23 protein-coding genes are annotated in these 22,500 nt (G+C 66.7%); 12 read left to right on the forward strand and 11 right to left on the reverse strand.

The window, feature by feature from the left end; translation table 11 throughout:
* A partial coding sequence (locus H7I57_RS21025) for an SDR family NAD(P)-dependent oxidoreductase (protein WP_264025792.1) occupies window positions 1-671 on the forward strand: 671 nt, incomplete at its 5' end.
* Window positions 672-715: 44 nt separating this feature from the next.
* Here H7I57_RS21025 and H7I57_RS21030 read toward each other — a convergent pair.
* Window positions 716-1,900 carry an RNA-guided endonuclease InsQ/TnpB family protein gene (locus H7I57_RS21030; RefSeq protein WP_264025794.1) on the reverse strand — a complete coding sequence of 395 codons (1,185 nt, stop codon included), beginning with the start codon at window positions 1,898-1,900 and terminating at the stop codon, window positions 716-718.
* A gap of 98 nt (window positions 1,901-1,998) precedes the next feature.
* On the opposite strand from H7I57_RS21030, the gene H7I57_RS21035 reads away from it, so the two are divergent.
* The 8 genes from H7I57_RS21035 to H7I57_RS21070 all read left to right on the forward strand — a co-directional run bounded on the left by H7I57_RS21035 (window position 1,999) and on the right by H7I57_RS21070 (window position 9,657).
* Window positions 1,999-3,231 (forward strand): CaiB/BaiF CoA transferase family protein, encoded by a 1,233-nt coding sequence (locus H7I57_RS21035; protein ID WP_264025795.1) that lies wholly within the window; start codon window positions 1,999-2,001, stop codon window positions 3,229-3,231.
* A 53-nt stretch (window positions 3,232-3,284) separates the two neighbouring features.
* Entirely contained in the window at window positions 3,285-4,088 is an 804-nt protein-coding gene (locus tag H7I57_RS21040; protein WP_264025796.1) for an enoyl-CoA hydratase/isomerase family protein, read from the forward strand.
* Window positions 4,088-5,260 carry a thiolase family protein gene (locus H7I57_RS21045; RefSeq protein ID WP_264025798.1) on the forward strand — a complete coding sequence of 391 codons (1,173 nt, stop codon included), beginning with the start codon at window positions 4,088-4,090 and terminating at the stop codon, window positions 5,258-5,260. The genes H7I57_RS21040 and H7I57_RS21045 overlap by 1 nt, the downstream gene beginning before the upstream one ends.
* 13 nt (window positions 5,261-5,273) lie before the next feature.
* Entirely contained in the window at window positions 5,274-6,434 is a 1,161-nt protein-coding gene (locus tag H7I57_RS21050; RefSeq protein ID WP_264025799.1) for an acyl-CoA dehydrogenase family protein, read from the forward strand.
* A gap of 129 nt (window positions 6,435-6,563) precedes the next feature.
* Window positions 6,564-7,424: an extracellular catalytic domain type 1 short-chain-length polyhydroxyalkanoate depolymerase gene (locus H7I57_RS21055; protein WP_264025885.1), complete on the forward strand. Its 861-nt coding sequence runs from the start codon at window positions 6,564-6,566 to the stop codon at window positions 7,422-7,424.
* 319 nt (window positions 7,425-7,743) lie between these two features.
* The gene (locus tag H7I57_RS21060) at window positions 7,744-8,268 is read left to right on the forward strand and encodes a hypothetical protein (RefSeq protein ID WP_264025800.1); all 525 of its coding nucleotides are present in this window, start codon (window positions 7,744-7,746) and stop codon (window positions 8,266-8,268) included.
* A 229-nt stretch (window positions 8,269-8,497) separates the two neighbouring features.
* Window positions 8,498-9,151, forward strand: a complete 654-nt coding sequence (locus H7I57_RS21065) for a TetR/AcrR family transcriptional regulator (RefSeq protein WP_264025801.1) — start codon at window positions 8,498-8,500, stop codon at window positions 9,149-9,151.
* Window positions 9,148-9,657 carry a hypothetical protein gene (locus H7I57_RS21070; protein ID WP_264025803.1) on the forward strand — a complete coding sequence of 170 codons (510 nt, stop codon included), beginning with the start codon at window positions 9,148-9,150 and terminating at the stop codon, window positions 9,655-9,657. The genes H7I57_RS21065 and H7I57_RS21070 overlap by 4 nt, the downstream gene beginning before the upstream one ends.
* A 42-nt stretch (window positions 9,658-9,699) precedes the next feature.
* Here H7I57_RS21070 and H7I57_RS21075 read toward each other — a convergent pair whose 3' ends face one another.
* The 4 genes from H7I57_RS21075 to H7I57_RS21090 are packed head-to-tail and all read right to left on the reverse strand — an operon-like array spanning window position 9,700 to window position 13,678.
* Window positions 9,700-10,671, reverse strand: a complete 972-nt coding sequence (locus tag H7I57_RS21075; protein WP_264025805.1) for an NADPH:quinone oxidoreductase family protein — start codon at window positions 10,669-10,671, stop codon at window positions 9,700-9,702.
* Window positions 10,672-10,675: 4 nt separating this feature from the next.
* The gene (locus H7I57_RS21080) at window positions 10,676-11,707 is read right to left on the reverse strand and encodes a phosphotransferase family protein (RefSeq protein ID WP_264025806.1); all 1,032 of its coding nucleotides are present in this window, start codon (window positions 11,705-11,707) and stop codon (window positions 10,676-10,678) included.
* On the reverse strand, window positions 11,704-13,002 hold the full coding sequence (locus H7I57_RS21085) for an acyl-CoA dehydrogenase family protein (protein ID WP_264025807.1): 1,299 nt from the start codon (window positions 13,000-13,002) through the stop codon (window positions 11,704-11,706). The genes H7I57_RS21080 and H7I57_RS21085 overlap by 4 nt, the downstream gene beginning before the upstream one ends.
* Window positions 13,003-13,018: 16 nt before the next feature.
* Window positions 13,019-13,678 carry a TetR/AcrR family transcriptional regulator gene (locus H7I57_RS21090; RefSeq protein WP_264025808.1) on the reverse strand — a complete coding sequence of 220 codons (660 nt, stop codon included), beginning with the start codon at window positions 13,676-13,678 and terminating at the stop codon, window positions 13,019-13,021.
* 103 nt (window positions 13,679-13,781) lie between these two features.
* Here H7I57_RS21090 and H7I57_RS21095 point away from each other — a divergent pair, with 103 nt between their 5' ends.
* Window positions 13,782-13,967, forward strand: a complete 186-nt coding sequence (locus H7I57_RS21095) for a hypothetical protein (protein ID WP_264025809.1) — start codon at window positions 13,782-13,784, stop codon at window positions 13,965-13,967.
* Between the two features lie 28 nt (window positions 13,968-13,995).
* On the opposite strand, the gene H7I57_RS21100 is transcribed toward H7I57_RS21095, so the two are convergent.
* Genes H7I57_RS21100 through H7I57_RS21110 form a run of 3 tightly spaced genes read right to left on the reverse strand, consistent with a single transcriptional unit; the run spans window position 13,996 to window position 16,627 of the window.
* Window positions 13,996-14,952 carry a TIGR03564 family F420-dependent LLM class oxidoreductase gene (locus H7I57_RS21100; protein WP_264025810.1) on the reverse strand — a complete coding sequence of 319 codons (957 nt, stop codon included), beginning with the start codon at window positions 14,950-14,952 and terminating at the stop codon, window positions 13,996-13,998.
* A 12-nt stretch (window positions 14,953-14,964) separates the two neighbouring features.
* Window positions 14,965-15,708, reverse strand: coding sequence for a hypothetical protein (locus H7I57_RS21105; RefSeq protein ID WP_264025812.1), 744 nt, complete (start codon window positions 15,706-15,708; stop codon window positions 14,965-14,967).
* A gap of 10 nt (window positions 15,709-15,718) precedes the next feature.
* The gene (locus H7I57_RS21110) at window positions 15,719-16,627 is read right to left on the reverse strand and encodes an NAD-dependent epimerase/dehydratase family protein (RefSeq protein WP_264025887.1); all 909 of its coding nucleotides are present in this window, start codon (window positions 16,625-16,627) and stop codon (window positions 15,719-15,721) included.
* 57 nt (window positions 16,628-16,684) lie between these two features.
* On the opposite strand from H7I57_RS21110, the gene H7I57_RS21115 reads away from it, so the two are divergent.
* Window positions 16,685-17,863, forward strand: a complete 1,179-nt coding sequence (locus H7I57_RS21115; RefSeq protein ID WP_264025813.1) for an acyl-CoA dehydrogenase family protein — start codon at window positions 16,685-16,687, stop codon at window positions 17,861-17,863.
* A gap of 78 nt (window positions 17,864-17,941) precedes the next feature.
* Window positions 17,942-18,691, forward strand: a complete 750-nt coding sequence (locus H7I57_RS21120; protein ID WP_264025814.1) for an alpha/beta fold hydrolase — start codon at window positions 17,942-17,944, stop codon at window positions 18,689-18,691.
* Between the two features lie 17 nt (window positions 18,692-18,708).
* On the opposite strand, the gene H7I57_RS21125 is transcribed toward H7I57_RS21120, so the two are convergent.
* From H7I57_RS21125 to H7I57_RS21135, 3 genes are read right to left on the reverse strand one after another with little or no spacing between them, the layout of a single operon-like run.
* Window positions 18,709-20,445: a nitric oxide reductase activation protein NorD gene (locus H7I57_RS21125; protein ID WP_264025816.1), complete on the reverse strand. Its 1,737-nt coding sequence runs from the start codon at window positions 20,443-20,445 to the stop codon at window positions 18,709-18,711.
* Window positions 20,442-21,260: a CbbQ/NirQ/NorQ/GpvN family protein gene (locus H7I57_RS21130; RefSeq protein WP_264025817.1), complete on the reverse strand. Its 819-nt coding sequence runs from the start codon at window positions 21,258-21,260 to the stop codon at window positions 20,442-20,444. Before H7I57_RS21130 ends, H7I57_RS21125 begins: the two co-directional genes overlap by 4 nt.
* Entirely contained in the window at window positions 21,261-22,424 is a 1,164-nt protein-coding gene (locus tag H7I57_RS21135) for a spirocyclase AveC family protein (RefSeq protein WP_264025818.1), read from the reverse strand.
* Window positions 22,425-22,500: the final 76 nt, after the last annotated feature.

A 22,500-nucleotide genomic window follows, 5' to 3' on the forward strand; every position in this document is an offset into this window, starting at 1 on the left:
CCCGGGCCGGTGCGGCGGTCCTCGTCACCGACATCAACGGCGACGCGGCCGCCGCGGTGGCCGAACGCATCCGCACCGCGGGGGGCAAAGCCGACAGCGCCGCGCTGGACGTCGCCGACCGCGCGTCCGCCGACGCCGCTGCCGAGCAGGCGGCCGGCCTCGGCGGGGGGACGCTGCACATCCTGGTGAACAACGCGGGTGTCACGGCCCCCGCGATGTTCCCCAAGCTGACCGACGAGACGTTCCGCCTGACCTTCGACATCCATGTGATGGGGACCTTCCATTGCACGCAGGCGGCGCTGCCGTACCTGCCGACCGACGGCACCGGCCGCGTCATCAACGTGACATCGTCGGCAGGCATCACCGGCACGCTCGGCCAGGTGAACTATTCCGCGGCCAAGGCGGGCATCATCGGCTTCACCAAGTCGCTGGCCCGCGAGCTCGCGGGCAAGAACATCCTCGTCAACGCCCTCGCGCCGCTGGCCGCCACGCCGATGACCGAGACCATCCGCACCAACGAGAAGTTCGCGGCCAACATGATGGCGCGAATCCCGTTGAAGCGCTGGGCGGAACCCGACGAGGTCGCGGGTGCGTTCGTCTTCCTGGCATCCGACGCCGCGTCCTACATCACGGGCCAGGTGCTGCCGGTCGACGGCGGCATGGTGATTTGACGTCCTCCGCTGAGCGGCCAGCAGATTACGACCCGGCTGCCTACCTATGCAGCAGGAGAGCTGAGTTGAGGTTCACGGTTCGTAGACCGGCTAGCGCCAAGGTCTCCCCGTGCTGTCACCGCCCGTCCGGCGGCGATGTTGCGTGCGGCGTTCACGTCAGCATTGCATGGCCCTGCGTCGCAGGAATCACACTCGAAAACCGCTTGGCTCTCGCGGTTCCCGGGTGCGACGTGCCCGCACGCCGAGCATCGTTGCGACGTGTACGCGGCCGGAACCTGCTCGACCCGACCCGAAGCTTTGTGCTGCAACCGCTCGGCCAACAGGCCCCATCCGCTTCGTCTGATGCCACGGTTGAGGCTGCGCTTGTTAGCCACGTGCACACCAGGGTGCTCGACCGTTCCGCGCGCTGCCCGGGTCATAGACCGCACGTCAAGTGCTTCGAGGCGGATCGTATCGAAGCGGCGCGCAATGTCCGTGGTTGCCTTTTCGACCCAGTCCTTGCGCCGATCGCTTTCACGCGCATTGAGCTTCGCGATCGCGAGCCTCGTGCGTACCCGTCGCTTGGAGCCGCGCTCGGCGCGCGCGAGGCGTCGCTGCAACACCTTCAACCGCTTCGACTCACCTGGGGTAAGACTGGGGGCGTGCAACAGTTCACCGGTCGACAATGCCGCCGACACCACAACACCACGGTCAATACCCACCACACTGCCCAGGCCCGGACCCGCGATCGGATCGGGGATGTGGGCGAAGGATATAAACCAGCGGCCGGCCCGATCTCGGGTAACCCGGTACGACTTAGCATCCGGTGGGACCGGCCGCGAAAGACGGAAACGCACCCAGCCGATCTTGGGCACCCGTACGCGACCGAACCTGCGATTAAGGCGCTCGATGTGGTGCGGTTTCACCGCGACCTGCCGGAATCCTTCGTGTACAACGGCTTTACGCCATGTCGGGCGGCGGTGTGTTCCGGCGAAAAAGTTTCTCATCGCCTGGGCGAAGTCACGCAACGCCTGCTGCTGCACGGTGTGCGACCCGGCTGCGAGCCAGTCGTACTCGGCACGGATAGAGGTCAGCTGAGCGCATTGCTCGTTAAAGCCTGGCGCGCGGCGTCCGGGCTGCCAGTACCGTTGCTGCTCGACGGCCAGGTTCCATATGTAGCGGGCTTGGCGACAATACTCGGTCAACACCACAGCCTGCTCGTCGGAAGGAAGCAGTCGATATCGCGTCATGTCAGCAACATAAACGCCACCTCTGACAAGTCGCCGGAGGTCGAGGTAGCCCTTTCTCGACCGGCTAGAGCCAGGTCTTTCTCTGTCGAGGTAACCCGATGACTCATTCATCGCAGGCCCCCCTGTCCGGCGTCACCGTCGTCGCCATGGAACAGGCCGTCGCCGCGCCGATGTGCACCAGGGTGCTCGCCGACTTCGGTGCCCGCGTCATCAAGGTGGAGAACCCCAACGGGGGGGACTTCGCGCGTGACTACGACGACGTCGTCAACGGCCCCGGCGGTCTCGCGGCGCACTTCGTGTGGTGCAACCGCGGCAAGGAGTCGGTGACGTTGAACACCAAGTCACCCGCGGGAATGGAGTTGCTGCACCGACTGCTGGACCGCGCCGACGCGTTCGTGTCCAACCTCGCTCCTGGCGCGACCGCACGGTTGGGCATCGCTCCGGCCGACCTCGCCGTGCGGCACCCCCAGGTCATCCCCGTCGAGATCGACGGATACGGACCCGGGGGGCCGATATCGCACAAGCGTGCCTACGACCTCCTGGTGCAGGCGGAGTCGGGCTCGTGCGCGATCACCGGTTATCCCGGCATGCCCGCAAAACCCGGGCCCGCGATGGCCGACTTCAGCACGGGTCTGTACGCCGCCATCTCGATACTGGCGCTGTTGTTCGGCCGCAGCAACCGGCCTGCCGGGGCTGGGACTTTCAGGGCACCGGCCGTCGAACTGAGCCTGTTCGACGTGATGACCGACGTGATGGGCTATGCGCTCACCTATACCCAGCATTCCGGGATCGACCAGCAACCGCTCGGCGTCGGCTCGCCTGCCGTGGCGCCGTACGGCGCGTTCCCCACGCGCGACGGTCAGACCGTCGTTCTCGGCACCACGAACGACCGCGAATGGCAACGGGTCGCCCGGGAGATCATCGACCGCCTCGACCTCGCCGACGACCCGCGGTTCGCCACCAACTCCAGCCGCTGCGCGCACCGGGAGATCCTCGACGAGGCCATCGGCGCGTGGTGTGCCCGCCACGATCTTGCCGACATCCAGAAGACCGCCGACGAAGCAGGGATCGGCAACTCCCGCTACAACGTCCCCAGCGAAGTGGTCGTGCATCCGCAACTGACGGCTCGTGACAGATGGCGGACCGTCGCCACCCCCCGCGGCGACATCCAGGCGTTGCGGCCGCCGCCGGTGATCAGCGACTTCGAGCAGCCGATGGGTGCGGTGCCCGGCCTGGGACAGCACACCGACGCCGTGCTGGGCGAACTCGGCGTGACACCAGAGGAATTGGTCCGGCTGCGGGCCGAGGGCGCGATCGGACCGGCCTACTGATGTCCAATTCCTCCTCGCGTCCGGAGATGTCCAATTCCTCCTCGCGTCCGGAGATGGCTCGCGATCAGGTGCTGCTGTCGTCGGACCGCGACGGAGTGCGCACGCTGACGCTCAACCGGCCCCAACGCAAGAATGCCCTGGACGCTCGGCTGTGGGTGGCGCTCGCCGACGCGCTTCGCGACCTCAAACGCGACCGGGACGTGCGCACGGTGGTGCTCACCGGCGCAGGCGGGGCGTTCTGCTCCGGTGCCGACATCGCCACCGGTGAGGACGTCCACCCGCGCTACAAGCTGGACCGGCTCACCGACGTCGCATTGGCGCTGCACGAACTCGCGGTGCCGACCATCGCCAAGGTCACCGGCGTCGCCGTCGGCGCGGGCTGGAATCTGGCGCTGGGCTGCGACCTCGTCGTGGCCACGCCCGAATCGCGCTTCTGCCAGATCTTCGCCAAGCGGGGCCTGTCGGTGGACCTCGGCGGATCCTGGCTGCTGCCCAAGCTCGTCGGACTGCAGCAGGCCAAGCGGCTGGTGCTGCTGGCCGACATGATCGGCGCCGAGGAGGCGCACGCACTCGGCCTGGTCACCTGGGTGAAGGCCGCTGACGAGATCGACGCCTTCGTCGAGGCCCTGGCCCGCCGGCTGGCATCCGGGCCGCCGTTCGCGCTGGCGCAGAGCAAGGCGCTGCTCAACGACGGAGCCAACGCCACCCTGCGGGAGGCGTTGGCCAACGAGGCCAGGGCGCAGCCGGGTAACTTCGCAACCACAGACTCAGCGGAGGCCTACTCGGCGTTCGCCGCCAAGCGGGACCCGGAGTTCACGGGTCGATGGGCCGTCACGCCCAGATCGGAGCAGAGATAATGCGGGAAACAGTCATCGTCGGAGCCGTGCGCACACCCGTCGGAAAGCGCAACGGCGGCCTCGCCGACCAACACGCCGCGGACCTTTCGGCGGTGGTGCTCAACGAACTCGTCGAACGCACCGGCGTCGACCCCGACATCATCGACGACGTCATCTGGGGATGCGTGTCCCAGGTGGGGGACCAGTCGAGCAACATCGGCCGGTACTCCGTGCTCGCCGCAGGCTGGCCCGAACACATCCCCGGCACCACGGTGAACCGGGCCTGCGGATCGAGTCAGCAGGCGCTCGACTTCGCCGTGCAGGCAGTCATGTCAGGGCAGCAGGACGTGGTGGTGGCCGGGGGAGTGGAGGTGATGAGCAGGGTGCCGCTGGGAGCGGCACGCGCCACCGGGATGCCGTACGGGCCGAAAGTCCTTGCCCGCTATGACGACTTCTCGTTCAATCAGGGCATCTCGGCCGAGATGATCTCTAAAAAGTGGGGTTTCTCGCGGACCCGGCTCGACGAATACTCCGCGCAGTCGCACGAGCGCGCGGCCGCCGCCCAGGACGCCGGCGCGTTCAAGGACCAGATCGTGCCGGTCTTCACTCAGGCTGCGGACGCGAGGAGCAATTCAGGCGGAAGTGTGGTCACCGACGACGAGGGGATCCGTCGTGGCACGACACCGGAGAAGCTCGCCGCACTCAAGCCGGCGTTCACCGAGGACGGCGTGATCCACGCGGGCAATTCGTCGCAGATCTCCGACGGCGCCGCGGCCCTGCTCGTCATGACCGCAGAGAACGCGGTGACGCTCGGCGTGACCCCACTGGCGCGCTACCGCGCCGGCGCCGTCACGGGCGCCGATCCGAAGCTGATGCTGACCGGGCCCATCCCGGCGACCGAGAAGGTCCTGCACAAGGCCGGCGTCGGCCTGTCCGAGGTCGGCGTGTTCGAGGTGAACGAGGCGTTCGCTCCCGTCCCGCTGGCGTGGCTGGCCGACACCGGCGCCGACGAAGCCAAGCTCAACCCGCTCGGTGGTGCCATCGCGCTGGGCCACCCGCTCGGTGCGTCGGGCGCGGTGCTCATGACGCGGATGATTCATCACATGCGGGACAACGGAATTCGCTTCGGGTTGCAGACCATGTGCGAGGGCGGCGGCACCGCCAACGCCACGCTGGTCGAGCTCATCGCTTAACGAGGAGATTGCAGTGCGCCGAGATCTGTTCACCGAAGACCACGAGGCATTCCGCGAACTCGCCCGCGACTTCGTCGAGAAGGAGGTCGTTCCCCACTATCCGCAGTGGGAGAAGGGCGGCCGGATGCCGCGCGAGGTCTTCGAGCAGATGGGCTCGCTCGGGATGCTCGGGATGGCCATCCCCGAGGAGTACGGCGGCGCGGGCATGCCCGACTACCGCTACAACGTGGTGCTGCAGGAAGAAGCGGCCCGCGCGCTGGTCACCCTGTCGACGGTGCGCACGCAACTCGAGGTGATCCTGCCGTACTTCCTGCACTACGCCGACGCGGAGCAGCGCGAGCGTTGGTTCCCCGGGTTGGCGGCGGGCACGTTGCTGACCGCCATCGCGATGACCGAACCCGGCACCGGATCCGACCTCGCCGGAATGCGGACCACCGCGGTGCGTGACGGCTCGGGGGACGACGCAGACTGGATCGTCAACGGCGCCAAGACATTCATCACCGGCGGTATGCAGGCCGACCTGGTGATCGTCGTCGCCCGGACGTCCACCGACCCCGAAAACCGCCGCAAGGGCTTGACGCTTCTTGTCGTCGAGGACGGCATGGAGGGTTTCACCCGCGGCCGTGAACTGGAGAAGATGGGCTGCAAGGTGCAGGACACCGCGGAGCTGTCGTTCGTCGACGTGCGGGTCCCCGCCTCGAATGTGCTGGGGGAGGTGGACGAGGCGTTCGGCTATCTCGGCCACAACCTCTCGCAGGAGAGGCTGACCGTCGCGGTCGGGTCGGTCGCCCAGGCCCGCTCGGCGATCGCTGCGGCGATCGACTACACGAAGGACCGCAAGGCCTTCGGCACGCCGGTGGCATCGTTCCAGAACACCAAGTTCGAGCTCGCCGCCTGCTCGACGGATGTCGAGGCCGGGCAGGCGATGCTGGACCGGGCGATTGCGCTGCACGTCGAGGGCGAGCTCTCCGGCGCCGACGCGGCCAGGGTCAAGCTGTTCTGCACCGAGATGCAGCAGCGGGTCGTCGACCGGTGCCTGCAGCTGTTCGGCGGCTACGGCTACATGATGGAGTATCCGATCGCCCGGCTGTACACCGATGCCCGGGTGGCCCGCATCTATGCGGGTACCAGCGAGGTGATGAAGGTGATGATCGCGAAGTCGCTCGGCCTGTAGCGACGGGCGTCGATTTCGCAGTGCCAAGCCCGCGGGTGCTGCAGTATCAACCCCGCGGGTGTTTAGGGCTGACCCGGAGGTGGCACACCCGCTGCGGCGATCCGTGCGGATCGCATCGTGGCGTTAGGGGTGCTGGGTGTGACTGCAACAGGACGCACGACGGCCGTGGCCGCGGTCCTCATGCTCTTCCTGTCCTTCGGCCATGCCTCGGCGTCGGCGCTTCCCGGCGGTGACTTTCCCGATGCGGTGACGGTCGCCGGACTTCAGCGCAGCTACCTCGTCCATGTCCCCGCCGGAATCGAACAACCGAACGGTCTGGTGATCAACCTGCACGGCGCCGGCATGACCGGAGGGCAGCAGGCGGCGGCGACGAACTACAACGCCATCGCCGACCAGCACGGGTTCGTTGTTGCCTATCCCGACGGCATCGACCTGAGCTGGGCCGACGGGCGCGGTGCCTCGGTACCCGACCGTCAGGGAGTCGACGACGTCGGCTTCCTCGTGGCGCTCGTCGATCGGCTCACCCACGATTTCGGCATCGACCGCGGCCGGGTCTTCGCCACGGGGATGTCGGCGGGTGCGTTCATGGCCAACCGGCTGGCTTGCGAGCGGGCCGATGTCGTGGCCGCGATCGCGCCGATCGCGGGGACACTGGGATCCACGTTCCCGTGTGCCCCGTCGCGACCCGTTTCGGTCCTCGCCGTGCACGGGACCGGCGATCAGGTGGTGCCATTCGTCGGTGGGCCGATGCTCGGTCGCGGCGGACCAAGTGACATCGTGGGTGCGCCGGCGCTGGCCCAGCGGTGGCGCGAACTCGACGCATGCCCGGCGCCCATCGAGGATTCCCCGGCGCCCGCGGTGCGCCGCTTCACCGCGTCGGGTTGCGCTGACGGTACCGAGGTCGCCCTCGTTCAGGTCGACGGCGGAGGTCACACCTGGCTCGACGCGTCGCCGGCCAGCGCGCAGTTCTTCGCCACCCACGGCAGGTGAAGACGCGCTCCGGCGGCGCCTACATCACGAACCGGTATGGCTTTCGGCACCGGGGGCTGCAGGCCCTGCCCGGCAGGCCTGTCCTGCCCGATTCGGTTACGGAGCGAATATTTCCTGGGCCGCATCGAGCAGCAGGCTCGGGGTGCGCTCGATCCGTCTCTGCCACGTCCGCCAATTTTCATGCATTCCTGTATTTGAAATACAAAGACGTATATTCTCGGCAGGGGGTTGTGACGTCGCTGCGCACCAACCCCGGTCATCGTTTCTCCCAAACCGCCGATCATGAAGTGTCTCAATGGATCAGAAGGAGTCTCCTGCAATGAAGCTGGAAGATCGCATCGCCAAACACCGCCGGATGGCCGAGAGCTACCGAGACAAATATGTGCTGCAGAAGGTCCAGGACGGTGAAGCCTATGACGAGTGGGTGTTCACCGACGATGCTGTGTACACCTCGCCGTACTTCGTCGCCGAACAGGAGCTGGTCCTCAAAGACGTGGCGACGCACTGGGATACCGCCGCCACGGTGGAGGCCAAGGCGTACGGCATCACCTTCCCCGACTGGAAGCCCGTCGGCCACAAGTTCTGGCCGGCCGAGAACGGCTTCGTCATGCGTTATCGCTGGGAGGGGACCAACGTCAACGACGGCAAGGTCATGGGCTTCTACTCAATCAGCTTCGTCGAGACCAACGAGGAAGCCGAGATCGTGCACTGGTCGACCTACGTCAACGACGAGGAGTACGGCCCGTTCCTGGAGGCGGCCATCGGGGCGCGGGGTCCATTCCACGGAGATGAGTACATGCAGGCTCTGGCAAAGCACTTCGAGAAGCACGGACTCAGTTTCTGAGGACACGACGATGACAACAGCGCCACCGGCAAGCTCCGCACGCCAACACCTCCTCGTGGTGAATCAACAGACCTCCGGATGACTCGCGTTCGACACCGGGCGTGGGCGTGCGTCGGCGCCAAACCCGCAGGTGAGATGGCCGTCAAAAGATAACCTCGTTGAGACCCTTGTCACATGCCGCAAACCTACCTACTGTGTGTTCACTAGGTTGGTTGAACAAGGGAGCTCAGTGAGTACGCCGGACGCCGCAGTGCGGCCCTACGCCACGCTGCTCGCGAAGGGAGAGGACCGCAAACAGCGGATTCTCCAGGTCGCAGAGCGGTTGCTGGCGCGTCACGGATGGCGCAACACCTCGCTGTCGCAGATCGCCAGGGCAGCGGGCGTCACCCCCGCGGGCCTGCTTCACCACTTCGAATCCAAGGAACAGCTGCTCAACGCGGTGCTCGACGCGCGCGATGCGGACGACGACACGCACGCCGACCGTTCCGGAGACCTGGTGACCGAGATCTGCCGGGTTGCGGAGCGGTTCGATCGGGCCCCGGAACTGGTCGGTACCTTCACCGTGCTGCTGATCGAGAACATCGCGCCCGACGCGCCGCTCCACGACCGTCTGCTGACAAGGCAGCGCGAGGCCGTCAAGATCGTCACCCAGCTGATCGAGAACGGTCAGCGTGCGGGCCGTTATCGCACCGACTTCGACTCGGCCATCAAGGCCGTCGAGATTCTCGCCTTCATCAATGGAATGGAGACCGCATGGTTGCTCGATCCTTCGATACCCCTGGCGGAAGTGTTCAAGGGGTACGCCGAAACACTCGCCTGGGACTTCATGCCGCGGACGGAAGACCATCCGGAGGAAGCAACCTCGATCGGATCCCCGAGATGAGGTACCGGCTCGACGTAGTCGCGCGAGACGTCTCCGAGGTGGTCAGGTTCGCCGGCGGGTGGCTCGTCGACCGGGTGATGGCCGGGTGGGACGTCACGGTGCTGATGTACGACGCCGACGATGTGCGGCCGCTGGAGATCCTCGGCGTGAAAACGCACGACCTCGACGCAGCCCTCGAGGAGTGGGCGGACCGTCCGCACCCCCAGACCGTCGCCGTCGCCGCGGATCTGTTCGCCACCGACGAGCGTGTGCGCCGCGGGGTGCTCACCGCGCTCGATCAGGGCATGACCGAGGTGACGCTGTGGGGCGAGCACTGGCCCGACGAGCTGGACAGCACCATCGGCTCGGTGCGCCACCAGCTGAGCGCAGCGGCCCGCGCGTTCAAGTCCCAGGCACTTGCCGCCACTGCGGACCCGCACGTGGGCACGGTCGATGACGTCGAGACATTCCGGTGCGGACTGGCGGCGTTGCCGTCGGTCGCCGCCGATCTCACCCCGGCGAGCTGAAGCCCTTCCCCTTCCTCACGTCCGCGGTGTCCTTTTTGCTCCTCACGTCCGCGTGTCGATCAGCACCTTTCCGATGGCGCGCCCGTCGGCCACGTGACGCAGCGCCGCGGCGGCCTCGGCCAGCGGGTACACGGCGTTGACGTGGGCGGTCACGCGCCCAGACACCAGCAGATCGCGGAGCTCGGATTCGTTGCGGTCGAACTCCGTCGGCGGCACATCCTGGAACTGAAAGCCCAACACCTGGATCCCCTTGATCAACACCAGGTTCAACGGGATCCGGGGGATGACACCCGACGCGAAGCCGACCGTCACGAACCGGCCGCCACGCCGCAACGCGCGCAGCGCCGGCTCGGACAGCTCGCCACCCACCGGATCCACCACCACATCGGCGCCATCCGGAAGAACCTCACGCAACGCTGCTCGAAGCTCCCCGGTGCGGTGGTTGATCAACCGAGATGCGCCGTAACTGGCTGCCGTATCGAGCTTCTCAGCTGACGACGCGACCGCCGTCACCCTGGCGCCCAACACCACACCGAGCTGCACGGCGGCCAATCCGACGCCGCCACCCGCGCCGAGCACCACGAGTTCGTCCCCGGCGCGCAGCCGGGCCATCGAACGCAGCGTGTGATACGCCGTGCGGTGGGCGACGCCGAACGCCGCAGCGGTGGCGGCGTCGACACCGTCCGGGATGGGCGCCAGGCTCGCCGCGTCGACCACCACCCGCTCGGCGAACGCGCCGGACATCGCCGTGCCGGTCACGCGGTCTCCGACCGCGAAACCAGTTGTCTGCGATCCGACTTCATCGACGACCCCGGCGAACTCGCTGCCCGGCACGAACGGGGTCGGGATGCTGACCTGATACGAATCGGCGACGAGCAGCACATCGGGGAAATTGACCGCCGCCATGTGTACCCGCACGCCGACCTGGCCGATGCCCGCCGTCGGCACCGGGTACTCCTGCACGCGGACGACCTCCGGCGGTCCGTATTCGCCGCAGACCGCGGCACGCGACATTCGCCTAGCCCCGGTAGTCCGTGGACTCGGCCAACTCCGCGGCCGAGGCCATCAGATCGGTCACGACGGGACCGAACGCCAGCAGCTTCTCGTCGTCTCCGGCCCGCTGGAAGCCCTGCTCCAACACAATGGCCAGCTTCCACTTGGCCAGCACCAGGTAGTAGTCGAGGTCGTCGACCTGCCGGCCCGACACGGCGGCGTAATGCGCGACCACCTGGTCGCGCGACGGCATGCCGCGCATGTCGACGTAGCTCATCTCGGACTCGGCCGGGTTCGCCGTGTCCTCTGGCCAGCTCTGCACCATCCAGCCGAGGTCCAGTTTCGGATCGCCGACCGTGCCCATCTCCCAGTCGACGATGGCGGCCAACTGCGCCGGCGCCCCGTGGCGATACATCACGTTGGCGAACTGGTAGTCACCGTGCATCAGGCCCGGGATGAAGTCCAGCGGCCGGTGTGCGCGGAGCCAGTCGGTGGCCACCTCCAGGCCGGGAATGTCCCGCTTCCTGATCCGCTCGAGGAAGCCGATCCACCTGTCGACCTGACGCTCGTGGAATCCGTCCGGGCGGCCCAGGTCCTGTAACCCCCTGGCCTTCCAGTCCACCTTGGACAGCAACGCAATGCCTTCGGCCAATTGGTAACTGAGCTCCGGGCGGGTGTCGAGTTCGCTGTTGAACGGCTCGGGCCACACACCGTGCGTGTCCATCGGGGACCAGCCGTCGACGAAACCCATCAGGTAGAACGGCCGGCCGAGCACGTCGGGGTCCTCGCACACCCCGACCGCCGCGGTGTGCGGCACGTCAGTACCCTCGAGCGCTTCGATGATGCGCCACTCGCGCAGGATGCCCTTGTCCCGGTCGGGGGGAGCGCCGGGCGGTGGCATGCGGACGACGCAGCGCTGCTCGCCCCGGGCGATCTCGTAGATGACGTTCTGTGTCCCGCCGGACAGGAAGCGCGTCCGCACCGGTTCACCCTTGCCAGGCAGGATTGCGGCGTCGTCCAGCCACTCGGCGAGCCGCGCTGTGTTGAGGCCGGTCAACTGTTCCCCACCTCCAGGTCGAGGTACTCGGCGAAGCGTTCCCGGGCCGCATCGCGCTTGCGCGGCAACCACTCCGAGGGCCAGATGTCGTCGCTGGCCCGGTAACCGCGCAGCACCTGCTTGGCGACGGTGGTCTTGTGCACCTCGGTGGGTCCGTCGGCCAGACCCATCACCGCTGCACCGGTGACCATGCCGAGGAACGGCATCTCGTTGGTGACGCCGAGCGCCCCGTGCACCTGCATGGCTCGCCACGCTATGTCGTGCAGCACGGTCGGCATGACGACCTTCACCGCGGCGATGTCCTTGCGAACCTTCTTGTAGTCGTTGTACTTGTCGATCTCCCACGCGGTGTGGAGCACCATCAGCCGGAACTGCTTGAGCTGCGCGTAGGAGTCCGCGATGTACTCCTGCACCGCCTGTTTGTCGGCGAGTCGGCTGCCCGCGGTCTCGCGGCTCAGCGCTCGTTCGCACATCATGTCGATCGCCTTCTGTGCCAACCCGATCGTGCGCATGGCGTGATGGATGCGGCCACCGCCCAGTCGCGTCTGAGCGATGACGAACGCCTGACCCTCACCGCCCAGCAGCGCAGAGTCCGGGACGCGGACGTTGTCGTAGTGGATCAGCGCGTGGCTGCCTTCGCCTTCCCGCTCGCCGTACAGTCCGACGTTGCGCACGATGTTCACCCCGGGGGTGTCCGTCGGCAGCAGGAACATCGACATGCCTTGATAGGGGCTGACGTCGGGGTTGGTCACCACCATGACGATGAGGAATGACGCGGTGTTGGCGTTGGAGGAGAAGTACTTCCAGCCGTTGATCACCCAGTCGTCCCCGTCGCGAACGGCAGCGGTGGTGAACTGGGTGGGGTCGGAGCCGCCCTGCGGTTCGGTCATCGAGTAGCTGGAGAACAGTTCGCCCTCGAGCAGCGGACGCAGATACCGTTCCTTCTGCTCCGGCGTGCCGTAGTGAGCGATGATCTCGGCATTGCCCGTGTCGGGGGCCTGACACCCGAAGATGATCGGCGCCCACTGCGAGCGGCCGAGGATCTCGTTGAGCAGCGCCAGCTTGAGCTGGCCGTACCCCTGACCACCGAGGTCGGGCCCGAGATGCGTGGCCCACAGCCCCTTTTGGCGGACCTGCTCCTTGAGTGGGTCGACGACCTTGCGCCTGGTCTCGTTCAACGGGGTGAACTGTAGATGCGGCCAGATGAGGTCGAGAGGCTCGACCTCGTCGCGCACGAATGCATCGGCCCAGTCCAGGAGTTGCTGGTATTCAGGGTCGGTCTCGAAGTCCCACATGCGGCCTCCTTGCCGGTCAGGGTTTCCTGTGTCGGTATCCGTCGATGAGTGTGGAGATGTCGGAGGTCACGACCTCGGCGAACGAACGTGTCCCGAACGCGCCCGCCGCCCAGTGCCGGGCACCCTCACTGACCATCGTCTGAGCCAGGTAGGCCAGGTGTGTGATCTCTTCATCGTTCAAGTCGGGCAGCTTGCCGTCGACCGTGGCCCGCGCGAACAGCTCGCTGAACATGTCGGCGTCGACGCCGGAGGAAGCGCCTTCGGCCAGGATGCGATGCTCGTGCCGGTAACCCTCGAGGATCGTCTCGATGACGAGTTCCTTCGGGTTGCGTGCCATCGATCGCTCGAAGGTCGTCAGGGCGGCGGCGATGACGGCTTCGATCTCGTAGGGCCCTTGCAGCAGCTTGTGGATCGCTCGGTGCGCCGATCGGGTGGACATGACCCCGACCTCGAAGAGAACGTCCTCTTTGCGCGGGAAGTAGAAGTAGAACAGTGCCTTGGAGACGCCGGCCGCCGTGCAGATGTCGGCAATCGTGGTGGTGGCGTAGCCCTTGGTGCGCCACAGGGCCATCGCCGCCTGGACGAGGACACGCTTGGTCTCGTGAGACCGGGCTCGCTGAAAGGACGCTCGGCGCTGACCGCGGTCAGCAGCGACGACGGCGGCGGTCTTCGGCATTCACCGGACATTATCAGAGCTGCGCAGGACTGCCTATAGCTGACCGGTGTCTAACTAACTCGGAGGCGGTGGCGACATGGTCTGAATCGCGGACAATGGCTTGATGGGATGGCTTCGCGTCGCGGCACTGGCGTTCGCCGCGTTGGCGCTGATCGCAGGTGGGTTGCAGGTGGCGGCCTTCGTCTCATCGGGTTTCGTGCGCCATCTCGTCCTCGGGGTGTTCGCGTGCTCCGTCGGAATCTGCGTTGCCGGTGCCGTCGTCGCATCGGTGATGCGGTCCCGGCGCTGAGGCGCCCCACGCAGGAGCCAGACGTGGGCTACAAAGTTGACCGAATCGATGCCAGGAACTCCTGTGTCCGTCGTCGTGACGCGCGACGCGCTTCGGGGTCGTTCCCGAGCGGCACAATGCGTGCCGCGAAGTCTGTGACGCCGGAGTCCCGGTGACTCCTCAGCCGGTCGGCGACGGTCGTCTCGCTCCCCGCCGCCATCGTGTCGCCGATGTCCTCGGCATCCCCGTGCTCCAGCAGTCGAACGTAGTTGGGGGAGAAGTGGGCATGGCCGAGAACCTCGCTGGCGAGGGCACGGGCCTCGTCGACCTCGGCCTCGGCACACACGGCGACGGGAACACCGGCGACGATGCGGGGCGCGGGCCGTCCGGCCGCCTCGGCGGCCGCGGTGATGCGCGGAGCGACGTGTTCGCCGACCGCGCGCTCGTCGGCCATCCACAGGATGGTGCCGTCGGCCCGCTCTCCCGCGATCCGCAGCATGGTGGGGCCCAGGGCTGCGAGCAGGACGGGGGGAGCGCCGATGTCGGTCACGTCAACGGGGCTGTGGACGCGGAAGCCGTCGTTCTCGACGTCGACGGTGCCCGGCCCGGCGAATGCCGCCGAGATCACCTGTAGGTGGTCGCGCAGCGCGCGTACGGGCCGATCATACGGAAGCCCGAACTGCCCGTTGATGATCCAGTCGTGCGAGAGCCCGAGGCCGAGGGCGAACCGGCCACTGCACGCGGCGGCCGTGGTCAGAGCCTGCTGGGCCAGGGCGAGCGGGTGGCGGGTCTGGATGGGGACCACCGCGGTGCCGAGTTCAATTGTCGTGGTGGCCTGGCCGAGCAGTGCGACGGCCGTCATCGCGTCGAGGTAGCCGGGTACCTGCGGGAACCAGAACGACGCGAAACCCTGACCCTCCGCGGCTTTTCCGTCATCGAGCAGCCCGGTCAACCGGTCGGCGCGCGGGCGCTCCCTGTCCGATCCGACCATTATGCCGATCCGCATCACACCCTCCACTCACGGCACATAGCGGTCCCATTCGTACGGTACGACGGGATGAAACGGCGCTGCGAAGAGCGGTTCGACGCCGTCGTCGCTCCAGCGCTTGTTCAGAACGGGTCGCAGTCGCTCGGCGGTGACGACCGGATCGTCATCCAGGAAGAAGTACGAGATGGTCTGTCCTGCTTGTGCACTCGCCAGGCGGGCCTCGACGGACAGCGACGTCGCCGTCCACACCCCGGCGACGCCGTCGACATCGAGCAGATCCGCCGGCGCCGGTGCGGCCGATTCCAGTAGCAGGTACACGCCTCGGGTTGGCCACCACGGCAGGACGTCGGCGCCGACCTTGACGCGTGGTGCCGCGGTCTTCTCGCCGACGTCGTAGACGCCGCGCTCGACCGGTGGCAGCAGCGGCAGCTTGCGGCCGGCGTCGCCGAGTGCTTTGGACAGCGAAAGGAACGGCTCCATACCGCCGGGATCGGCGAAGAAGTAGGTCATCACATGGTCGATTTCGTCGTAGCGGCCACGACCGCATGCGCGCACAGATCGACACGCGGGAGTCGAGACCAGCCGCAGTGACGCGCGGACCGCGGACAGACGGTGCTGCTCGGGGCGGTGGTCGAGGGTGTGCCAGCGCAGGTAGTCGGCGTCGGCGCCGTCTGGGTGTCGCCTCGCCATGGATACGAACAGGGTGGTGACGTCCCCGTGGCCTTCGGCGAGGACTCCGGGCACCTCGTCGGACGGCGTGCCGGGTAACTGCATCGCGATTCCTTCAGTCCGTCGTCACTCGAAGAAGTTCCGGGTGCCGTGCCTCGATCATCCGCCGGAAGCCCTCGCGCCACGGGACTTTCGTCGAGCCCAGCACCTCGTGCATGTAGGTGACATCGGGCCACAGCGGGGTGTGCGCATCGGGCGTGTAGTCGAACGTCGGCTCGACGCCCACCAACTCACCCATGTACGCGCAGTACTCCTCGACACTGACCGTCTCGCTGCCTGCCCAGTTCACCACGAGGGGCGGGGTGGCCGCGACCTCCATGGCTCGGATACCGAGTTCGACGTAGTCGTCCTCGTAGATCGGGTTGTAGTTGTTCGGCTTGTCGGGATACAGCCGAATCGGCTTTCCCGCCAACATCATCTCCAACCGGTCTGCGGGTGCGCCCCCCTCGGGTCCGTAGGTCGAGCAGATCCGGATGACCGTCAACGGGACGCCGTACTGGTTGGCGACCCACGTACACACGGCCTCCGCCGCGATCTTCGAGAAGCTGTAGTTGGCGCGCAGGGGCACGCCCGGAGGATCGGATTCCCTCAGGGGGCGCCGGCCCTGGTAGCCATAGACCGAACCGGTGGAACAGAGGACGAACCCTTTGGCGGTGCGGCAGTGGTACAACAGGTCGCCGGACCTCTGCGCGTTGGTGTCGACACACCGGCTCCACTCGCCTTGGCCGGTGTCCACCGCCGCATGGAAGACATAGCTGAAGTCCGAAGGCAACGCGGAAAAGTCGCCGGCACTCACGTCGAGTGCGATCGGGGTGATGCCGGCGTCGGCCAACCTGTCTCGGTCCGCAGGGTTTTGAAGGCGCGCCGCACCCCACACCTCGTTGTCCTTCGCGAGCGCGCGGGCGAGGGGGAACGCGATCTTGCCGGTCGCGCCGGTGATGAGGATCTTCTCTGCGTCGAGCATCCCTTCAGTCATAGCGCACCGAACCGCATATGTTAAGTACTTGATAAGCTCAGTTGCGTGCAGCTGACGTTCGATGCCGACGTCGAGACGTTCCGGACGGAATTCGCCCGTTTTCTCGACGAACGCCTGCCCGCCGAGGCCGAGGCGGCGGGCGAAGGATCCCGTTCGACGTCGCACGTGCCGGCGTGGGCGCGGCGCTGGCAGCAGGTCCAGTTCGACCACGGGTGGTTGCTGCCGGGAAACCCCCCGGAGTTCGGCGGGCGAAACGCCGGCATCCTGCAGCAATTCGTTCACCGCGAGGAACTGTCACGGCGCCGCATCTATCACGCATTCAACCCGCAGGGCGTCGGCATCATCGCCGCCTCGCTGCTGTCATTCGGCACCGAAGAGCAGAAGCAGCGCTGGGCGGTGCCGATCCTTCGCGCGGAGATGACCGCCTCGCTCGGCATGAGCGAACCGGGAGCGGGTTCCGACCTGGCCGGTCTGAGCACCCGCGCGACCGTCGACGACGGCGGCTTCGTCGTCAACGGCCAGAAGGTGTGGACGTCCGGTGCTCATGACGCTGACGTCATCCTCGCCTTCGTGCGAACCGACCCGAATGCTCCCAAGCACAAGGGAATAAGCGCGCTGCTCGTCCCGACCGACAGCCCCGGAGTGGTGTGCCGCCCCTTCGCCTCGGTGTACGACCGCGAGGGCCTGGACTTCAACGAGGTGTTCTTCACCGACGTGCGGGTTCCCGCGGAGAACCTGGTCGGAACGCTGCACGAAGGCTGGCGGGTGGCCAACGGTTCCCTTGGGCACGAACGCACGCTGATGTGGATGTCGTTCGCCAACCGGCTGGAACAACTGCTCGAAGACTTCCGGCCCGTCGGAGCGGTGAACCGCGACCGCTATGCGACCATCGCGATGGACTACCAGGCGCTACGGTTGCTCGGTTCGGCGGCGCTCGGGCAGGCCGCACGCGGCGAGCGCGACATCCCTGCCGTGTCAGTGCTCAAGGTGCTCGGCTCGGAGGCCGAGCAGAACGCCATGAGGCACGCGCTCGACGCAGCGGGTGTCGACGGGCTCACCGATCCGGCGCTGACGGCCCCGTACAACCCCTACGCGCCAGACCTTTTCACCGCCAGTTGGTTCGCGCGTTACATCAGCACCTACGCGGGTACCATCGCCGGCGGCACGTCGGAGATCCAGCGCAACATCATCGCCCAGCGGGTCCTGGGTCTGCCCGCGCGCTGACGCCGAGCAGGCGGTCAAGCGGGGCCCGGTGCGGGGATCGCCCTGTCTTGTGCAGTCCGCCGTGGGAGAATATCGGCTATGACTTTGGTTCTCGTGCACGGTAATCCGGAGACCGACGCGGTCTGGGGTCCCCTCGTCGATGTCCTAGGCCGCACGGATGTGGTGCGGTTGTCACCGCCCGGATTCGGTTCCCCGCTGCCCAGCGGATTCCCGGCAACCTTTCTCGCCTACCGTGATTGGCTCGAAGCCGAGCTGGAGAGTATCGGTGGACCCGTCGACCTCGTCGGGCACGACTGGGGCGGATGTCACGTGGTCAACGCGGTGATGCATCGACCCGACCTCGTACGCAGCTGGGCCAGCGACGTCGTCGGCCTGTTCGACCGCGACTACGTGTGGCACGACATGGCTCAGGCGTTCCAGACCCCCAAGACCGGTGAGCAACTGGTCGAGATGATGCAGCACGGTTCGCTACAGGACCGGGCGCAACAGCTGGTGGCCTTCGGCATTCCCACAGACGTCGCGACTTCGTTTGCGGCAGCGCAGGGTACGGACATGGGGCAGGCGATCCTGGCGCTATACCGCTCGGCACGCCAACCGGCTCTGGCCGATGCCGGACGCGCACTCGAGAACGCCGCGGCCCGGCCGGGGCTTTCGCTTTCGGCCACCGAGGACCCGTTTGTCGGCACCGACGAGATGCGGCTGCGGGCCGCCGGCCGGGCCGGCGCTCGGACCGAGGTTCTCGACGGGCTGGGGCATTGGTGGATGGTCGAGAACCCGGCCATCGGGGCCGCTACGCTCACCCGGTTCTGGGAATCTCTCGACAGCTGAGGTGCGTGCGTCGGATCTCAGACCCTCGATGGTTTCGGCGCGGCGAGCTCGGCGAGCGCGGACATGAACAGCTCGTCCATCTGCGGGCTCAGATCGCTCAGGAGCGGCGCGCTGGCGAAGCTGGCGGAACCGAAGACTCGTTCGAGCACATCGGTTTCGGTGGTGGCGCCGATGGCAAGGCACAGGCACGCAACGCCTTCCGATCGGAGCTCTTCAAGGGCCTTGCTGGCGTCGGCTTCCGCGTAACGACCTTCGTACCCGTCGTCGTAGGGGAAGCCGTCCGAAAGTACGAGCAGCAGCCGGTTGGGGGTACCGGCCTGGACCTTGAGAACCTCGCCGGCACCCCGGATTCCGGCGCCGAGACGGGTGTAGCTGCCCGGCTCGAGCTGGTTGAGCCGGGCACGTCCAACGGCGCTGAAACTCTGGTCGAATGTCTTGATGGCCGGCAGATGGACGGCGTGGCGACCTTGCGACCGGAAGGCGTAGACGGCCACGCGGTCGCCGAGCTCTTCAAGCGTGATGGCCAAGGTGGCCGCCGCCCGTCGCTGGTGGTCGTGCACCGCGAGGCCGTCGGAATCGGCATCGACGGCAGACCCGGAGGCGTCGATCAGGATGAGCACACCGAGATTGCGCGCGAGTTTACGGCGCTCCAGGTAGACGTGCTCGGGTGAAGAGAAGCCGGATTGCAGATCGACGAACAGATCGATGAGCGCTTCGATGTCGAGGTCGTCTCCGTCGGCACGGGCGCGCAGCACTTTCGGCCCGAGTCCGACGCGAGCCAGGCGGCGTCGCAGTACGTCGTCGCGCGCGACACCGGCATCGGCGACGTCGGCGTCGACGGTCAGCGGAAAGTCGATGACCCGGCACCAGTCGGGCTTGTACCGGTCGTTGAAGACATCCCACTCTGGATACAAGGCGCCGCCCACCCCCACCGCAGCCCCGGGCTTGCCGTCGTCGGTGAACTGGATTCGGGTGGGCAACGGGCGGGCATCCGGCCCGATCTCCTGGACCCGCCGGGTGGAGCGGACGGTCATCTCCGCGCCCGCGGCGCCCTCTCCCGGGGAACGTGAACCCCCGAACATCTTGCGCATGTAGTCCGACATCGACTGGTTGTTGAAGATGGGACTCTCGAACAACTTGAGGATTTTGCTGTCCCCGGACTTCCCGCCGTCATCGTCGTCGTCTTCGTCGTCCTCGTCCGATTCCGGCATGTCGATCGGATCGAACTGCAATTGGAGGTCTTTGTCGGTGGCCTTCCCACCGGGACCGGGCGGGGCCGCCATCAACTGGGAAGGTTTGATGGCGCCGAACCACGCCGGCGGATCGGCGATCACGGTTCGGCTCTTGGCCACTTCGAGCGACTCGTCGGCGGTCGAAGTGCTCGGCTGTCCGCCGTCCAGGAGCGCGGCGTCGAGCGGAATACGGACGGCGAGTTCTGCGAGGACGCGACGACCTTCGAGCGCCAGGTAGCGGCGGGCCAACGTGGCCCGCGCCCGCAAGCCCTTCACCAATCGCGGGTCAAGACTTCCTGCGCCGAGAAGTGCGGCCTGAAGCAGCATCTCTCGGCGCTGCTCCGCCACGGTGCCACTGGCCGAGACGAAGATGAACTGGCCGTTGGTGTATGCCGGCCGGCCGGCCGGAGCCTCGGTGACATCGACAGACCTGCCTGCGATGTAGGTGGCGAGGAACCGGAACCGGTCAGGATCTCCCGGCGAAGCGACGGGGACGGGCACAGTGCCGGAAGCGTCGGTCACTTGTCGGGCAGGACCGTGTTGACGAGTTCATCGAGAGCGCGGATGACGTCGGCGTCGTCGGAGAGCACCTGGACGACGGCTGCGTGAACAGCGCTGCGCAGGTTCAGCCCTTCAGCGGCGAGGCCGCCGGCGAGAATCAACATGCGGGTGGATGACACTTCGCGCAACGGTGAGCCGTCGAGGTTGCGAATGGCGTACGCCAGCTTGACCAACGAACGTGCGGTCTCGATGTCGATCCCGGCCTCGTAGGCAACCACCTCGGTCTCGACCTCGGGGGAGGGATAGCCGAGCTCGATGGCGATGAACCGTTGGCGGGTCGACTCCTTGAGGTTCTTCAGGACGCTCTGATAGCCGGGGTTGTAGGAGATCACCAGCTGGAACCCGGGCGCTGCCTGCAGCGTCGTTCCGAGCCGGTCGACGGGCAACTCACGGCGGTGATCGGCGAGGGGGTGGATGACCACCGTGGTGTCCTGGCGCGCCTCCACCACCTCGTCCAGATAGAAGATGGCGCCCTCACGCACCGCGCGGGTCAACGGCCCGTCCACCCAGACCGTCTCACCACCCTTCAACAGGAACCGGCCGACCAGATCCGCCGACGTCATGTCCTCGTGTCCCGCAACGGTGATCAGATCCCGGTCCAGCTGATGGGCCATCGCCTCGACGAATCGGGTCTTCCCGCAACCTGTGGGGCCTTTCAACAGGACCGGCAGGCCTCGGCGGGCCGCCGCGCGGAAGACCTCCACCTCGTCGCCCACCGCACGGTAGAACGGCGCGGTCGAAACGGGGGTGACCACCGCGGCAGTGCTGTTCAGCATTTACTCTCCTCGCTCGAGCGGAACGTTCTTGGGAAGCTCGACGCCGTCGGGCAGGACGAGCTCACCGTCGTGATTGATGTAGCCGGAATTCGTCAGGGGCATCGGCAGCGCGGGGTCGGGGCATGGCCGATCGGTGTCCTCACCGCAGATGCCCATCAGGAAGTAGGACCGCTTCAGGATGTCCTCAGGCCAGGGATCCTGGTGCATGGCGAAGAACTGTGCCGGAATGTTGTAGAACACGAAGAAGAAGGCGCTGCAGGCGGCGAAGATCGCCAGGAAGCGGGTGAGCTGCTGTTTGACGAAACCGCCTCGGACCTGGTCGAGTCCCCGCTCGACGAACGTCCGGCCACGGTCGTCGGTGAAGTAACGCATGCAGCACAGGCCGGCCTGCACGCCGCCCCACATGAGCCCTTCATAGAGTGGCCACTGGTAGTAGGTGCCGGCATTGACCGACAACGCCTGGATGGCGCCCGGATAGGTGAACAGCCCCATCGGCATCAGGAACAGGCCCTCGATGACGAAATCGAAGAAGAAGGTCCAGGCGATCACGACGCCGATCAGCCCGAGGGTGTTGATGTTGGGAAACCGCTTCTTGGCCAAGCGCATCACCGCGCAGCCGAGCATCGTGCACAGCAGCACGAAGAAGTAACCCGGGGCGTTCATCAGGACGGGCTCTGCCATCATGGCGCCCGGCTCCCCGAACGACACCCAACCCGGAACGTCCTGGACCCATGAGCCCATGTTCCACATCCAGGTGTTGTAGGTGCTCCACGTGCTGAAGTAGTTCAGCAGCGGGTCCTGGAACCACAGCAGGCCGCAGGACACGAAGAGCATGCCGTCCAGGGTGATTCGCCGTTCCCGGCGCCACGGTCGAATGAGGAACCACCAGATGGCAATTGGTAGGCTCACCACGATCACGGCGGTCCAGGTGAACAGGATCGCCTTCATGAACGTCGGCGGGTCGGTGGGGCCTGCGGGCACCCGCTCGAAGTGGGGCCCGGTGACCCATTTGCCCCATACGTACAGCTGGAAGGCGAGGATCAGTCCGCCGACGGTGGCCCACACGCGCACCGGCGTGATCTTCTTCTGAGGCTGCGCACCGAGCGTTGCGTCGCTGAGCGATTCGGTGAGAACTGGCTTCTTCCTGCTCGACAGATCGCTCACGACACCGTCTTCCCTGCACTTTTCGATCTCATGGACCTCAGAGCTCCTCCCGAAGTGGCCGATGCGTCGAAAATAT

This window comes from Mycolicibacterium pyrenivorans (genome assembly GCF_025821625.1).
Classification (GTDB): Bacteria; Actinomycetota; Actinomycetes; order Mycobacteriales; family Mycobacteriaceae; genus Mycobacterium; species Mycobacterium pyrenivorans.

What these genes read in the sequence shown, in the direction of transcription:
- H7I57_RS21075 (WP_264025805.1), bottom strand. Translation starts at nt 10,671, where the DNA reads ATGTCGCGTGCCGCGGTCTGCGGCGAATACGGACCGCCGGAGGTCGTC.
- H7I57_RS21035 (WP_264025795.1), top strand. Translation starts at nt 1,999, where the DNA reads ATGACTCATTCATCGCAGGCCCCCCTGTCCGGCGTCACCGTCGTCGCC.
- H7I57_RS21120 (WP_264025814.1), top strand. Translation starts at nt 17,942, where the DNA reads ATGACTTTGGTTCTCGTGCACGGTAATCCGGAGACCGACGCGGTCTGG.
- H7I57_RS21100 (WP_264025810.1), bottom strand. Translation starts at nt 14,952, where the DNA reads ATGCGGATCGGCATAATGGTCGGATCGGACAGGGAGCGCCCGCGCGCC.
- H7I57_RS21060 (WP_264025800.1), top strand. Translation starts at nt 7,744, where the DNA reads ATGAAGCTGGAAGATCGCATCGCCAAACACCGCCGGATGGCCGAGAGC.
- H7I57_RS21085 (WP_264025807.1), bottom strand. Translation starts at nt 13,002, where the DNA reads ATGTGGGACTTCGAGACCGACCCTGAATACCAGCAACTCCTGGACTGG.
- H7I57_RS21090 (WP_264025808.1), bottom strand. Translation starts at nt 13,678, where the DNA reads ATGCCGAAGACCGCCGCCGTCGTCGCTGCTGACCGCGGTCAGCGCCGA.
- H7I57_RS21130 (WP_264025817.1), bottom strand. Translation starts at nt 21,260, where the DNA reads ATGCTGAACAGCACTGCCGCGGTGGTCACCCCCGTTTCGACCGCGCCG.
- H7I57_RS21030 (WP_264025794.1), bottom strand. Translation starts at nt 1,900, where the DNA reads ATGACGCGATATCGACTGCTTCCTTCCGACGAGCAGGCTGTGGTGTTG.
- H7I57_RS21040 (WP_264025796.1), top strand. Translation starts at nt 3,285, where the DNA reads ATGGCTCGCGATCAGGTGCTGCTGTCGTCGGACCGCGACGGAGTGCGC.
- H7I57_RS21070 (WP_264025803.1), top strand. Translation starts at nt 9,148, where the DNA reads ATGAGGTACCGGCTCGACGTAGTCGCGCGAGACGTCTCCGAGGTGGTC.
- H7I57_RS21105 (WP_264025812.1), bottom strand. Translation starts at nt 15,708, where the DNA reads ATGCAGTTACCCGGCACGCCGTCCGACGAGGTGCCCGGAGTCCTCGCC.
- H7I57_RS21045 (WP_264025798.1), top strand. Translation starts at nt 4,088, where the DNA reads ATGCGGGAAACAGTCATCGTCGGAGCCGTGCGCACACCCGTCGGAAAG.
- H7I57_RS21095 (WP_264025809.1), top strand. Translation starts at nt 13,782, where the DNA reads ATGGGATGGCTTCGCGTCGCGGCACTGGCGTTCGCCGCGTTGGCGCTG.
- H7I57_RS21110 (WP_264025887.1), bottom strand. Translation starts at nt 16,627, where the DNA reads ATGCTCGACGCAGAGAAGATCCTCATCACCGGCGCGACCGGCAAGATC.